The 12729-nt window shown below is 69.1% G+C and carries 12 protein-coding genes; 8 read left to right on the top strand and 4 right to left on the bottom strand.

Translation table 11 applies throughout. The features are described from left to right. Position 1 precedes the first annotated feature (1 nt). Genes lptM through AB7U46_RS01970 form a run of 3 tightly spaced genes read left to right on the top strand, consistent with a single transcriptional unit; the run spans position 2 to position 4104 of the window. Positions 2-109 (top strand): LPS translocon maturation chaperone LptM, encoded by a 108-nt coding sequence (gene lptM / locus AB7U46_RS01980; protein ID WP_428335246.1) that lies wholly within the window; start codon positions 2-4, stop codon positions 107-109. A 58-nt stretch (positions 110-167) separates the two neighbouring features. Continuing rightward, positions 168-1445 (top strand): diaminopimelate decarboxylase, encoded by a 1278-nt coding sequence (lysA, locus tag AB7U46_RS01975; protein WP_428335245.1) that lies wholly within the window; start codon positions 168-170, stop codon positions 1443-1445. Between the two features lie 28 nt (positions 1446-1473). Beyond that, positions 1474-4104 carry a DUF4175 domain-containing protein gene (locus tag AB7U46_RS01970; RefSeq protein WP_428335244.1) on the top strand — a complete coding sequence of 877 codons (2631 nt, stop codon included), beginning with the start codon at positions 1474-1476 and terminating at the stop codon, positions 4102-4104. A 15-nt stretch (positions 4105-4119) separates the two neighbouring features. Here the strand turns inward: AB7U46_RS01970 and AB7U46_RS01965 are convergent, their stop codons facing one another. Then, entirely contained in the window at positions 4120-5397 is a 1278-nt protein-coding gene (locus tag AB7U46_RS01965) for a zinc-ribbon domain-containing protein (protein ID WP_428335243.1), read from the bottom strand. Positions 5398-5538: 141 nt separating this feature from the next. Between AB7U46_RS01965 and AB7U46_RS01960 the strand changes: the two genes are divergently transcribed. The 3 genes from AB7U46_RS01960 to AB7U46_RS01950 are packed head-to-tail and all read left to right on the top strand — an operon-like array spanning position 5539 to position 7879. Continuing rightward, positions 5539-6210, top strand: a complete 672-nt coding sequence (locus AB7U46_RS01960) for a cell division ATP-binding protein FtsE (protein WP_428335242.1) — start codon at positions 5539-5541, stop codon at positions 6208-6210. Beyond that, the gene (locus AB7U46_RS01955) at positions 6210-7106 is read left to right on the top strand and encodes a cell division protein FtsX (RefSeq protein WP_428335241.1); all 897 of its coding nucleotides are present in this window, start codon (positions 6210-6212) and stop codon (positions 7104-7106) included. The genes AB7U46_RS01960 and AB7U46_RS01955 overlap by 1 nt, the downstream gene beginning before the upstream one ends. Then, the gene (locus tag AB7U46_RS01950) at positions 7106-7879 is read left to right on the top strand and encodes a lysophospholipid acyltransferase family protein (protein WP_428335240.1); all 774 of its coding nucleotides are present in this window, start codon (positions 7106-7108) and stop codon (positions 7877-7879) included. The genes AB7U46_RS01955 and AB7U46_RS01950 overlap by 1 nt, the downstream gene beginning before the upstream one ends. A 4-nt stretch (positions 7880-7883) precedes the next feature. Here AB7U46_RS01950 and AB7U46_RS01945 read toward each other — a convergent pair whose 3' ends face one another. From AB7U46_RS01945 to AB7U46_RS01935, 3 genes are all read right to left on the bottom strand, one after another. Then, a complete protein-coding gene (locus tag AB7U46_RS01945) occupies positions 7884-8198 on the bottom strand; it encodes a DMT family transporter (protein ID WP_428335239.1) in 315 nt (104 codons plus the stop codon). After that, positions 8195-9157: an acetyl-CoA carboxylase carboxyltransferase subunit alpha gene (locus tag AB7U46_RS01940; protein WP_428335238.1), complete on the bottom strand. Its 963-nt coding sequence runs from the start codon at positions 9155-9157 to the stop codon at positions 8195-8197. Before AB7U46_RS01940 ends, AB7U46_RS01945 begins: the two co-directional genes overlap by 4 nt. Positions 9158-9432: 275 nt before the next feature. Beyond that, positions 9433-10389 carry an L-malyl-CoA/beta-methylmalyl-CoA lyase gene (locus AB7U46_RS01935; protein WP_428335237.1) on the bottom strand — a complete coding sequence of 319 codons (957 nt, stop codon included), beginning with the start codon at positions 10387-10389 and terminating at the stop codon, positions 9433-9435. Positions 10390-10681: 292 nt separating this feature from the next. Between AB7U46_RS01935 and dgcN the strand changes: the two genes are divergently transcribed. Both dgcN and dgcA read left to right on the top strand, forming a co-directional pair. After that, positions 10682-11683 (top strand): N-acetyltransferase DgcN, encoded by a 1002-nt coding sequence (gene dgcN, locus AB7U46_RS01930; protein WP_428335267.1) that lies wholly within the window; start codon positions 10682-10684, stop codon positions 11681-11683. Positions 11684-11753: 70 nt separating this feature from the next. Next, on the top strand, positions 11754-12716 hold the full coding sequence (gene dgcA / locus AB7U46_RS01925) for an N-acetyl-D-Glu racemase DgcA (protein WP_428335236.1): 963 nt from the start codon (positions 11754-11756) through the stop codon (positions 12714-12716). The last annotated feature ends 13 nt before the right edge of the window (positions 12717-12729 follow it).

The raw sequence follows: 12729 nt of genomic DNA, 5'->3' as shown, positions 1-12729 counted from the left end.
GATGAAACATCTTGTCCGCCTCGCCCTCATCGCGGCGCTGGCCGCCGGGATCGCCGCCTGCGGCGTCAACGGCGCCCCGGTGCCGCCGGGTTCTGTCTCGACACAATAGTTCGCTTCCCCCGCTTCCGGCTTCGCGCTAAACGGGGCGAAACCGGAAAGGGGCGACGATGGACCATTTTCTCTACCGCAACGGCGTGCTCCATGCCGAGGACGTGGCGCTCCCCGAGATCGCGGCTGCGGTCGGCACGCCGTTTTACGTCTATTCCGCGGCGACGCTGACGCGCCATTTCCGCCTCTTCGACGAGGCGCTGGCCGCGGCGATGCCGGAAAACGGCCATCTCGTCTGTTTCGCGATCAAGTCGAATTCGAATCTCGCCGTGCTCAAGCTTCTGGGCGAGCTCGGCGCCGGGATGGATGTCGTCTCGGGCGGTGAATATCGCCGGGCGAAGGCCGCCGGCGTGCCGGGCGCGCGGATCGTCTTTTCCGGCGTCGGCAAGACGCGCGAGGAGATCCGCCTCGTGCTCGAGGGCGGCATCCGCCAGTTCAACGTCGAGAGCGAGCCGGAGCTGCGCGCGATCTCCGAAATCGCGAGCGAAATGGGTGTGACCGCGCCCGTCGCGCTGCGCATCAACCCCGATGTCGACGCCCATACCCACGAGAAGATCGCGACCGGCAAGTCGGAGAACAAGTTCGGCATTCCGATCGCCAAGGCGCGCGCCGTCTATGCCGAGGCGGCGGGTCTGCCTGCGCTCGACGTGATCGGCGTCGATGTCCATATCGGCTCGCAGCTGACCGAGCTTGCGCCCTTCGCCGCGGCTTTTGCGAAGGTGCGTGAGTTGACGCTTGCGCTGCGTGCCGACGGCCATGACATCCGCCGCCTCGACCTCGGCGGGGGCCTTGGCATCCCCTATGCGCGCTCGAACGAGGCGCCGCCGCTGCCCGTCGAATATGTCGGGGTGATCCGCGACACGCTTGGCGATCTCGGCTGCGAGATCGAGATCGAGCCGGGGCGGCTCATCTCCGGCAATGCCGGGCTGATGGTGAGCTCGGTGATTTATGTGAAGGAAGGCGAGGGGCGGGATTTCCTGATCCTCGACGCGGCGATGAACGATCTCGTGCGGCCCTCGATGTATGGCGCGCATCACGACATCGTGCCGGTGATCGAGCCGGCGCCCGGCACCGCGCCCGCGCGTTATGACGTCGTCGGCCCGGTCTGCGAGACGGGCGATACCTTCGCCAAGGCGCGCGATCTTGCGCCGCTCGCGCCCGGCGATCTCGTCGCCTTCCGCTCGGCCGGCGCCTATGGCGCGGTGATGGCCTCGGAATACAATTCGCGGCCGCTGATCCCCGAGGTGCTGGTGCAGGGGGATCACTTTGCGGTCATTCGGCAAAGACCGAGCTTTGAGGAAATGCTCGCGCGCGATAGCATCCCCGCGTGGCTCTGAGCGATCGCGCCCGGGCCGGAAAGGAATGATGCTGCGCCGCGCCCGACCCGAGACTGACGATGCGCTTGCCGCCTTCGCCCGCCCGATCGCGCTGACGCGGGCGGCGATGGCGCTCGAGCGCGGGCTGCGCGCCTTCTGGCCGCTGCTGAGCTTCCTTGCCCTGATCTTCGCGGCGCTCGCCTTCCGCCTTCGCGATCTGCTGCGCCCGGTCGACTGGAGCACCGGCGTCGGGCTTGCCACCTTCCTCGCGGTGATCCTTTTTGGTGTCGGTCTGCGCCGCTTTCGCTGGCCGCGCCGGGGCGAGGCGGTCGCGCGGCTCGATGCGACGCTGCCGGGGCGGCCCTTCGCGGCGCTGACCGATGCGATGGCGCTGGGCGGCGGCGATCCGGCGGCCCGCGCGCTCTGGGCGGCGCATCGCGCGCGGATGGAGCGTGCCGCCGCCGCCGCGCGCCCGCTCCCGCCCGAGCCCGATCTTGCCCCGCGCGACCCTTTTGCGCTGCGGCTTACGGCGCTTACCGCGGTGGTCGTCGCGCTGATCTTCGGCACGCCCTCCGCGCTGCTCGAACCCGCCGCGCGCCCCGGCGCCCCGGGCACGGCCGAGGCCGCGGTCGGGCCGAGCTGGGAGGGCTGGGCCGAGCCGCCGCGCTATACCGGCAAGCCCGGCCTCTATCTCAACGCATTGGAACAGGACGAGATTTTCCTGCCCGAGGGCACGAAACTCTCATTCCGTTTCTATGGCGCGCCGGGCTCGGTGCCCTTTGACGAAAGCGTCTCGAGCCCCGCCGCCACGCCCGACACGGCGGCCACGAGCGACGTGCAGCGCCGCGATCTCGTGGTGATGCAATCGGGCCGCCTGCATCTGGGCGGCCCCGCCAGCCGCACGTTCCGCATCACCATGCTCTCGGATGCGGCGCCCGAGATCACCCTCCTCGGCACCGCCGAGCGGCGCGCCGACGGCAAGCTTTCGCAGCCCTTCCACGCGAGCGACGATTACGGCGTGATGAAAGGGCAGGCGCGGATCACGCTCGACCTCGCCAGGGTCGACCGCCGCTATGGTCTCGCCACCGAGCCCGAGCCGCGGGAGGCGCTGATCTACGATCTGCCGCTGCCGATCTCCGGCTCGCGCGCCGATTTCACCGAGGCGCTGGTCGAGGATGCGGCGAAGCACGCCTGGGCGAACCTGCCGGTCAAGCTCACGCTCGAGGTCGAGGACGGGCTTGGCCAGGCCGGCACGACCGGCGAACAAAGCCTCGATCTGCCCGGCAAGCGCTTCTTCGACCCGCGCGCCGCCGCGCTGATCGAGATGCGGCGCGATCTCCTGTGGTCGCGGGCCAATGCGCAGCGCAGCGCCGAGGTGCTGCGCGCGATCGCGAACCGGCCCGAGGAGGTCTTTCCGAATGCCGAGATGCCGGTGACGATCCACCTCGTCGTCACCATGCTCGAGACGCCCGATCTCACGCCCGAGGCGCGTGACAAGATCGCCGATATCCTGTGGCAGCTGGCCGAGATGCTGGAGGACGGCGGGCTCGCCGATGCGCTCGCCGCGATGCAGCAGGCGCAGGAGCGGCTGAGCGAGGCGATCCGCAACGGCGCCTCGAAGGACGAGATCGCCAAGCTGATGCAGGAGCTGAAGGAGGCGACCGACAACTACATCAAGATGCTCGCCGAGCGGAACCAGCAGGAGGAGCAGGGGCCGCAGTTCGGGCAGAAGCAGCCCGACAGCCAGCGCATCACCGGCGATCAGATCCAGCAGATGATGGATGCGATCCAGAAGCTGATGGAAGAGGGCAAGATGGCCGAGGCGCAGGAGCTGCTCGATCAGCTGGCGCGGATGATGGAGAACCTGAAGGTCACGCAGGGCCAGGGCGGCGAGGGCGACATGCCCGGCGGTCAGGCGATGAAGGATCTCGGCCAGACGCTGCGCGATCAGCAGAAGCTTTCCGACGATGCCTTCCGCGACATGCAGCAGCCGCCCGGGCAGGGGGGGCAGGGGCAACGCGCCGATCCCGATGCGCAGGGGCAGGACGGTCAGGCCCCGGGGCAGCAGCGCGAGGGCCAGGGCGCGCAGGGGCAGCCGGATCAGGCCCAGAACGGGCAGGGCCAGAACGGGCAGGGCGCGGGCAATCAGGGCCAGAACCTCGCCGATCGGCAGCGCGCGCTGCGCCGCGAGCTCGACCGGCAGAAGGGGCTGATGCCGCGGCTTGGCGGCGAGGCGGGCGATGCCGCGCGCCAGCGCCTCGACGAGGCCGGGCGCGCGATGGACGGCGCCGAACAGGCGCTGCGCGAGGGCAATACCGGACAGGCGATCGACCGTCAGGCCGATGCGATCCAGGCGCTGCGCGAGGGCATGCGCAGCCTCGGCGAGGCGCTGGCGCAGGAGCAGGGGCGCAGTGACCGGCAGGGCGCGCAGGGCAGCGAGGGCGAGCAGCGTTTCGGCGATGCGATGGGCGGGCATGGCGCGCGCGAGCTGCCGCGCGATCCGCTTGGCCGCGCGACGGGCGAGGGCGGCCAGATCGGTTCCGACCGCAATCTTCTCAATGGCGAGGACGTCTATCGCCGCGCGCGCGATCTGCTCGACGAGATCCGGCGGCGCTCGGCGGACCGGCTGCGCTCGGCCGACGAGCTCGATTATCTCAAGCGGTTGCTGGAGCGGTTCTGACGGCGGGGGACGGGCTCAGCTGAGCCCGGTGCCCGGCCCCTGCAGCCGCTCGATCACCGCGCGCAGCTGCGCGTCGAGTTGCAGTCGCAGCGTATCGACCCAGGCGACATAGGCCTCGAGCGCGGGCGTCGCGGCGGGCAGCGCGGCCTCGAGTTTCGGCGCGAGCGCATAGGCCGCGACGGCCAGCGCGGCGAGCGCCATCACCAGCGAGAAACCGAGCCGGAAGCCGGAACGCGAGCGCGCCCGTACCTGCGGCGAATCCCAGGCGGCGGCCTCGCCGCTGCGATCGGCGCTGGCGCGCAGCGTCGAATTGATCTCCTCGACATCGGGCAGGCGCTGGCTGCGCGCGGCATGCGCCTCCTCGGGGGCGCCCTCGCTCAGATCGGCGATGCGCTCCTCGCCCTCCTCCGCGGCCCAGTCGGGATCGTTCAGATCACTGAAATCGGGGGCGGAGGAGCCCCGCTGCGCGGGCCCCGGCAGCACGGCGGAGCCGGCGGCGGCAAGCTTTGCTGCGGCGCGGGTCGCGGCGGCGGCGGCGCTGGCCGGTTCGAGGTTCATCTCCTCCTGCCGCTCGAGAGCGGTGCCTTCGGTGCGCCGCGCGGCGGCCTCGCGTTCGGCCTCCTCGCGCAGGATGGAGAGCAGCGAGTCGTCGATCGGGCGGCGCGGCACGGTGCCCGCCGCGGGGGCGGGGGCGACCGGCGGCGCGGCCTCCGTCTCGGCCTCGGCGGCTGCGGTCGTCGCCGCGCTCGGGGCCGGCGCATGTTCCGCCATCAGCGCCGAGATGGCGGAGGTCACGTCCTCTTCCTCGGCCTGAGCGGTCTCTTCGGCGTCCGGCTCGACCATGAACGGAGGGTCGGGGAGTTCGGGCTCCGGTGCCCAGTCGGGTTCGAACTCCGGCTCGGGCACGATCTCGGGCTCCGGCGCGGGGATCTCCGGCGGCACCGGCGCGGGGGCTTCGGGCGCGGGTGCCGGCAGCTCCGGTTCGGGTTCGACGAAGGGGTCCGGTTCGGGCAGCTCGGGCTCGGGCTCGGGTTCCGGGGCGGGGGCTGGAACCGGTGTCGGCTCGGGCTCCGGCTGCGGTTCGGGCTCCGGTGCGACCTCGGGCTCGACGTCCCAGTCCACCGTCAGCTCGGCATCGAGCGCGGCCTCCGCCTCCGCCGCGGCAAGCGCGGCCGCCCCCTGCTGGAACCAGGTCTGACCGCAGGCGGAACATTGCACGTCGCGGCCACTTTCGGGGATGACGCTATCGTCAACCTCGTATTGCGCACCGCAATTCGGGCATATCAGCCGCATCGCCGTTCCCACCTTCGCCTGTCATCGCCATTCTGGCATTTTCTCTGCATATGTTGTAGCAAGCGCCGGACTATTGTCCAAGAGTTTGCGGCGATCAGGGGAAATGTCCGTGGCGAGTGCGTCATCCGAAGGGGCTCGGCGGTGATCGAGCTGCAAAATGTCGCCGTCGGCTATGGCGGAACCGAGCTGCTGGCGGAGATGACGCTCAAGCTCGTCCCCGGATCGTTCCATTTCCTGACCGGTCCCTCGGGCGCGGGCAAGACCACCTTTCTCAAGCTGTGCTACGCGGAATTGCTGCCCTCGGCGGGGCAGCTGATGCTCTTCGGGCAGGATGCGCGGCTGATGGCGCGCGACGACATCGCGCGGGTGCGCCAGAAGATCGGCGTGGTGCACCAGGATTGCCAGTTCCTCGATCATCTGCCGCTGGCGGAGAACGTCGCGCTGCCGCTGACCGTGGCGGGGCGCGGCGCGGATGCGGGGGAGCTGCGCGAACTGCTCGGCTGGGTGGGCCTGCGCGCGCAGGCCGGGGCGCTGCCGCCGCAGCTTTCGGGCGGCGAGCGTCAGCGCGCGGCGCTGGCGCGGGCGGTGATGATGTCGCCCGAAGTGATCATCGCCGACGAGCCGACCGGCAACCTCGACTGGGAGATGTCGCTGCGGCTGCTCTCGCTGCTGGTGGAGCTGAACCGGATGGGCAAGACCGTGGTGATCGCGACGCATGATCTCAACCTGATCCGCCAGGCGAAGGCGCAGGTCTCGGCTCGGGTGTTGCGGATCGCGAACCGGCGGCTGCATCTGGCGGGGGCGGATCTGTGATGCGCGCGCGTCTGAATTTCCTGCGCGCGGATCTGAGCGCCACCGACCGCGTCGTGCCGCCCTCGGGCTACACCGCCAATCTCACCGTGCTCACCGCGGCGGCGATGGCCTTTCTCGCCGTCTTCGCGCTGGCGCTGTCGCTGGCGACCGGGCGGCTCGCCGATCGCTGGTCGGAGGCGCTGGCGCGCTCCGCGACGATCCGCATTTCCGCTCCGCCTGAGCAGATGGACGCCCAGCTGAAGGCGGTGCTCGACACGCTGGCGACGACGCCGGGGGTGGAAAGCTACCGCGCGCTCGACGATGCCGAGATGAAGAAGCTGCTCGATCCCTGGTTCGGGGCCGATCTGCCGGTCGAGAGCCTGCCGCTGCCGAAGCTCGTCGAGATCACCGAGACAAGCCAGGGCGTCGATGCCGAGGGGCTGCGGCTGCGCCTTGCCGCCGAGGCGCCCGGCGCCGTCTTCGACGACCACACCCGCTGGCGCCGGCCGCTGGTGGCGGCGGCCGGGCGGCTGCGCTTCCTCGGCGTGATGTCGCTTTTGCTGATCGGCGGGGCGATGGCGGGGATGATCACGCTGGCCGCGCAGGCCGCGCTGGCCGCGAACGGGCAGGTGATCCGCACGCTGCGCCTCGTCGGCGCGCGCGACGCCTTCATCGCCCGCGCCTTCGTGCGCCGCTTCACCCTGCGCGGGCTGATCGGGGCTGGTGCGGGCACGCTGCTTGGCATGGCCGCCGTCGCGCTTTTGCCGGCGACCGATGCGGCGGGGGGCTTCCTCACCGGGCTTGGCTTCACCGGCGCGGGCTGGCTCTGGCCGCTGATCATTCCGCCGCTCGCCGCGCTCGTGGCCTGGGGCGCCACGACCCATGCCGCATTCCGCATGCTCAGGGAGGTGCGCTGATGTCCGCCACCGCGACGCGCCCGGGCAAGGTGACCGCGCTCACCTATGTCCGCACCGCGATCTATTACGTCCATATCGCGCTTGCCACGCTCGCGATCGGCAGCTGGGGCCTTGTGTTCCAGGCGCTGCCGCACGGCCGCAAGGGCGTGCATCGCGTCGCCTCGCGCTGGTCGCGCCAGCTGCTCTGGGCGGCGAAGATCTGGCTGAACCTGCGCTTCGAGATCCGCGGCATGCCGCCCACGGGCGATTGCCTGATCGGCGCCAAACATCAGAGTTTCTTCGACATTCTGATCATCGCCAGCCTCGCGCCGGAACGCGCCTTCATCATGAAGAAGCAGATCCTGCGGGTGCCGATCATGGGCTGGTTCGCCTGGAAGGCGGGCTGCATCCCGATCGACCGCGAGAAGGGCTCGGAGGCGATGAAGATCATGCTGGCCGAAGTGCGCGCGCGGCAAAAGGGCGAGGGGCTCGGCCAGCTCATCATCTACCCCGAGGGCACCCGCGTGCACCCGGGCGAGAAGCGGCGCTACAAGCCGGGCATCGGTGCGGTCTACGAGGCGACGGGCCTGCCGGTGGTGCCGGTGGCGACCAATGTCGGGCTGTTCTGGAACAAGCGCGGCTATCCGATCCGTTCGGGCGTGGGCGTCGTCGAATACCTGCCGCCGATCGCCCCGGGGCTGAGCCCGCTCGCGCTGGTCGAACGGCTCGAGGCGGAGGTCGAGGGCACCTCCGACCGGCTGATGGCCGAGGCCGGTTTCACCTCGAAGGGCTGAGCGCTCAGGCGAGCTTGAGCGCCGCGATCCCGCCGACGATCAGCAGGATGCCGAGCACGCGCATCGCGTTTACCGGCTCGGCGAAGAGGATCACGGCAAAGATCGCGGTGCCGAGCGCGCCGATCCCGCTCCAGACCGCGTAGGCGGTGCCGACGGGGATCGCGCGCATCGCATGGGACAGGATCACTACGCTGATCGCGGCGGTGACCACCGTCAGCACCGCCGGGATCGGCTTGGAAAATCCGTCGGAATATTTCAGGCCGAGCGCCCAGCCGATCTCGCAGAGGCCCGCGATGAACAGGAGCGCCCAGGGGCTCATGCGGCGAGGCCCTTCGACCCCATGTCGAGGAATTTCTTGCGCCGGTCCTTGATGAGTTCGGCGGGCTTCTTGCCCTTGAGCTCGTCAAGCATCGTCGCGATCTCGGTTTCCACCGCGGCGAATGTCGCGATGCGGTCGCGCTGCGCGCCGCCAAGCGGTTCCTTGACGATGCGGTCGATCACGCCGAGCTTTTTCAGATCCTGCGCGGTGAGGCGCAGCGCCTCGGCGGCCTCGCGCATCTTCTCGGCATCCTTCCACAGGATCGAGGCGCAGCCCTCGGGCGAGATCACCGAATAGACCGAATGTTCGAGCATCGCGATCCGGTTCGCGGTGGCGAAGGCCACGGCGCCGCCCGAGCCGCCCTCGCCGGTGATCATCGCGATCAGCGGCACGCCGATCTGCAGGCATTTCTCGGTCGAGCGCGCGATCGCCTCGGCCTGGCCGCGCTCCTCCGCGCCCTTGCCCGGATAGGCGCCGGGGGTGTCGACGAGGGTGATGACCGGCAGCTTGAAGCGATGCGCCATGTCCATCAGCCGGATCGCCTTGCGATAGCCCTCGGGGCGGGCCATGCCGAAATTGCGCTCGATCCGCGAGGCGGTGTCATTGCCCTTCTCATGGCCGATCACCACCACCGGCGTGTCGTGGAAGCGCGCCAGACCGCCCATGATCGCGTGATCGTCGGCGAAATTGCGGTCGCCGGCGAGCGGCGTGTATTCGGTGAAGAGCGTCTCGATATAGTCGCGGCAATGCGGCCGGTCGGGGTGACGCGCGACGAGGCATTTGCGCCAGGGGCTCAGATCCTTGTACAGATCCTTGAGCAGCTGCGCCGCTTTCTTGTCGAGCGCGGCGGCCTCCTTCTCGACATCCATCTCGGCATTCGCCCGGGCCAGGGCCCGCAGTTCCTCCGCCTTGCCTTCGATCTCGGCCAGCGGTTTTTCGAATTCGAGATAGGTCGTCATCCGGATCCCTCCGTTACGCATCGGGGACTATATGACCGTGCGGGACGGGATTTGCAACGCCCCGGGCGGCGGTGGGTGACGTTGCGGCCTGCGACGTCGCGGGGGCTGGCCTGCGGTGGGGGAGAGGTCTATGCCAGCAGGCCCCGGGGCAAACAGAAACGCCCCGATCCGAAGACCGGGGCGTCCCGATTTCCCTCATGCTGGCCGGGCCTCCCCTCCCGACCGCTCCGGGATCCGAAGCGATTCGCGTCAAACGCGAATCGTTTGCAGAGTGCTCAAGCTTTAATCATTTCAGACTGTCTGACAATAACCTCGGCCTGCCTGATCGACGCAATATCGACAAGACGGCCCTTGTAGACGGTCGCACCGGTGCCTTCGGCCTTCGCTTTCTCCATCGCGGCGAGGATTTCGCGCGCTTCGGTCACCGCCGCCTCGGAGGGCGTGAACACCTCGTTGGCGAGCGCGATCTGCTTCGGATGGATCGCCCATTTGCCGACCATGCCCAGCGTGGCCGAGCGCAGCGCCTGCGCGCGGAAGCCGTCGTCGTCCGAGAAATCGCCGAACGGGCCGTCGACCGGCAGGATGCCATGGGTGCGGCAGGCGGCGACGATCGCGGTCTGCGCCCAGTGCCAGGGGTCCGACCAGTATTTCGCGCCCTCGCGCAGCATGTAGTAGTTTTCCTGCGTGCCGCCGATGCCGGTCGTCGCCATCCCCATCGAGGCGGCGAAATCGGCCGCGCCAAGGCTCATCGCCTGCAGCCGCGGGCTCGAGGCCGCGATTTCCTCGACATGGGCGATCCCGGCGGCGCTTTCGATGATGACCTCGAGCGAGACCTTCTTCGTGCGGCCCTTCGCGGTCTCGATCGCGGTGATCAGCGCGTCGACGGCATAGACGTCGGCGGCGCAGCCCACCTTCGGGATCATGATCTGGTCGATCCGCTCGCTGCCCTCTTCGAGCAGCTCGACGACGTCGCGATACCAGTAGGGGGTGTCGAGCCCGTTGATGCGGACCGAGAGATACTTCGTGCCCCAGTCGATCTCATGGCTCGCCTGGATGATGTTGCGCCGCGCCTGCGGCTTGTCGGCGGGGGCGACCGAATCCTCGAGGTCGAGGTTGATCACATCCGCCGCCGAGGCCGCCATCTTCGCGAAGAGCTTGGTGTTCGAGCCGGGGCCGAAAAGCTGGCAACGGTTCGGGCGGGCGGGGGCGGCAGGCTGGGTGCGGAAGCTCATGGCTCTCCTCGCAAGTATGTTTCGAGATTTGCTTGTGTTCCGATATATTGTTGCGCGCCTAAGTTCAAGCCTGTTTCGCAGCTGCAGAATCGGGGCGTGGTATCGGGCGGCGGCGCTGCAATGATGCTGCCTGTGCAAAAGGATCTGCATCATTCTTCGGCAATCTTTCTCAATCGTCGAAGAATCTTCGCACCTGCTGAAATTCGAGGCGTGTTTTTCCGCGAAAGCTCCGGGGGTGGCGCGCTACCTTTGCGCTCATGCTTCCCCAGCCTCCGAGGTCCGTGCCATGGCGATGATCGAAACCCCCTATCTGCTGTTTCTGGGCGATGCGCCCGACCAACTCGCCGCGAAAGTGGCGCAGGGCATCAAGGACTGGCGCCCCGAATTCGCCGTCGGTCAGTACCGGATGGAGGGTTGCAAGGCCGATATGGGCCTGCCGGACATGAACCTCGCCACCGCGAAGGCCGCGGGCTGCAAGACGCTGGTGATCGGCGTCGCGAACCGTGGCGGCATCATCTCGCCGGCGTGGAAGAAGGTTCTGGTCGCCGCGCTGGAAGAGGGGTTCGACCTCGCCTCGGGCCTGCACAACCTTTTGCGCGACGAGCCGGAGCTGGTCGAGGTGGCGAAGGCCTGCGGCCGCACGCTGCATGACGTGCGCGTGCCCGCGGTGCAATATCCGATCGCGAGCGGGGTGAAGCGCACGGGCAAGCGCATGCTTGCCGTCGGCACCGATTGCTCGGTCGGCAAGATGTACACCGCGCTTTGCGTGGAAAAGGAAATGCGCGAGCGCGGCATGAAGGCCGATTTCCGCGCTACCGGCCAGACCGGCATCCTGATCACCGGCGACGGCGTGCCGCTCGACGCGGTGATCGCCGATTTCATGGCCGGCTCGGTCGAATATCTGACGCCGGACAATGATGCCGATCACTGGGATCTGATCGAGGGGCAGGGGAGCCTGTTCCATGTGAGCTATTCCGGCGTGACGATGGCGCTGGTGCATGGCGGCCAGCCCGATGCGCTGGTGCTTTGCCATGAGCCGACGCGCCCCCATATGCGCGGCCTGCCGGGCTACAAGCTGCCCGCGCTCGCCGATCTGCGCGATGTGGCGCTGACGCTCGCAAAGGTCGCCAACCCGGCCTGCAAGGTCGTCGGCATCTCGGTCAACACCCAGCACATGGCCGAGGAAGAGGCGAAGACCTATCTCGCCGCGCTCGAGGCCGAAATGGGCCTGCCCGCGACCGATCCCTTCCGCTTTGGTGCGGCGAAGCTGGTGGACGCGCTCGCCGCGATCTGACAGCGTGGCGCCTGCCCGCCGGGGGATGCCTCCGGCGGGGATATTTTGCTCTCTGTAGAAGGGGGAAGCGATGCTTTCCGTGACAGCGGATGTGTTCCGGCTGGCCGAGGTCTTCACCATCTCGCGCGGCTCGCGGACCGAGGCGAAGGTGCTGACGGTGAAAGTCAGCCGTGGCGGCATCACCGGCTGGGGCGAATGCGTGCCCTATGCGCGCTACGGCGAAAGCCTCGAAAGCGTGACCGCGCAGATCGAGGCGCTGCCCGAGGGCATCACCCGCGCCGCGCTGCAAGACGCGCTGCCCCCCGGCGCCGCGCGCAATGCGGTCGATTGCGCGCTTTGGGATCTCGAGGCGAAATCCGCGGGCGCGCGCGCCTGGCAGCTGGCCGGGCTCGCCGCGCCGCGCCCGGAGGTGACCTGTTTCACCCTCTCGCTCGATACGCCGGAGAACATGCGCGCGGCGGCGGCGAAACATGCCGATCGCCCGATTCTCAAGATCAAGCTTGGCACGCCCGACGACATGCCGCGGCTCGAGGCGGTGCGCGCCGGTGCGCCGCGCGCGAAGATCGTCGTCGATGCGAACGAGGGCTGGACGGCGGAGGTCTATTCCGATCTCGCGCCGCATCTGCTGCGCCTCGGCGTCGCGATGGTGGAGCAGCCGTTGCCGGCGAAGGACGACGAAGCGCTGATCGGACTTTCCCGCCCGGTGCCGGTCTGCGCCGACGAAAGCTGTCATGACCGGGCGAGCCTCGCGCATCTGGCCGGCAAATACGACCTCGTGAACATCAAGCTCGACAAGACCGGCGGGCTGACCGAGGCGCTCGCCCTGCGTGCGGCGGCGCTCGCCGGGGGCTATGGCGTGATGGTCGGCTGCATGGTCGGATCGAGCCTCGCGATGGCGCCGGCGGTGCTGGTCGCGCAGGGGGCGGCGATCGTCGACCTTGACGGGCCGCTCCTTCTGGCCGAAGACCGCGACGAGCCGCTGCGCTACGCCGACGGCATGGTTTTCCCGCCCGAACCGGGCCTGTGGGGCTGAACAGGAGATCGTG

The sequence above is a fragment of the Paenirhodobacter sp. genome (assembly GCF_050177655.1).
In the GTDB taxonomy this organism is placed as follows: Bacteria; Pseudomonadota; Alphaproteobacteria; order Rhodobacterales; family Rhodobacteraceae; genus Rhodobacter.
This window is presented reverse-complemented; position numbering and strand designations above follow the sequence as displayed.

Bases quoted from the DNA above. Each gene is read 5' to 3' on its own strand.
- lptM (WP_428335246.1), top strand. From the start codon at position 2: ATGAAACATCTTGTCCGCCTCGCCCTCATCGCGGCGCTGGCCGCCGGG.
- lysA (WP_428335245.1), top strand. From the start codon at position 168: ATGGACCATTTTCTCTACCGCAACGGCGTGCTCCATGCCGAGGACGTG.
- AB7U46_RS01970 (WP_428335244.1), top strand. From the start codon at position 1,474: ATGCTGCGCCGCGCCCGACCCGAGACTGACGATGCGCTTGCCGCCTTC.
- AB7U46_RS01965 (WP_428335243.1), bottom strand. From the start codon at position 5,397: ATGCGGCTGATATGCCCGAATTGCGGTGCGCAATACGAGGTTGACGAT.
- AB7U46_RS01955 (WP_428335241.1), top strand. From the start codon at position 6,210: ATGCGCGCGCGTCTGAATTTCCTGCGCGCGGATCTGAGCGCCACCGAC.
- AB7U46_RS01950 (WP_428335240.1), top strand. From the start codon at position 7,106: ATGTCCGCCACCGCGACGCGCCCGGGCAAGGTGACCGCGCTCACCTAT.
- AB7U46_RS01945 (WP_428335239.1), bottom strand. From the start codon at position 8,198: ATGAGCCCCTGGGCGCTCCTGTTCATCGCGGGCCTCTGCGAGATCGGC.
- AB7U46_RS01940 (WP_428335238.1), bottom strand. From the start codon at position 9,157: ATGACGACCTATCTCGAATTCGAAAAACCGCTGGCCGAGATCGAAGGC.
- AB7U46_RS01935 (WP_428335237.1), bottom strand. From the start codon at position 10,389: ATGAGCTTCCGCACCCAGCCTGCCGCCCCCGCCCGCCCGAACCGTTGC.
- dgcN (WP_428335267.1), top strand. From the start codon at position 10,682: ATGATCGAAACCCCCTATCTGCTGTTTCTGGGCGATGCGCCCGACCAA.
- dgcA (WP_428335236.1), top strand. From the start codon at position 11,754: ATGCTTTCCGTGACAGCGGATGTGTTCCGGCTGGCCGAGGTCTTCACC.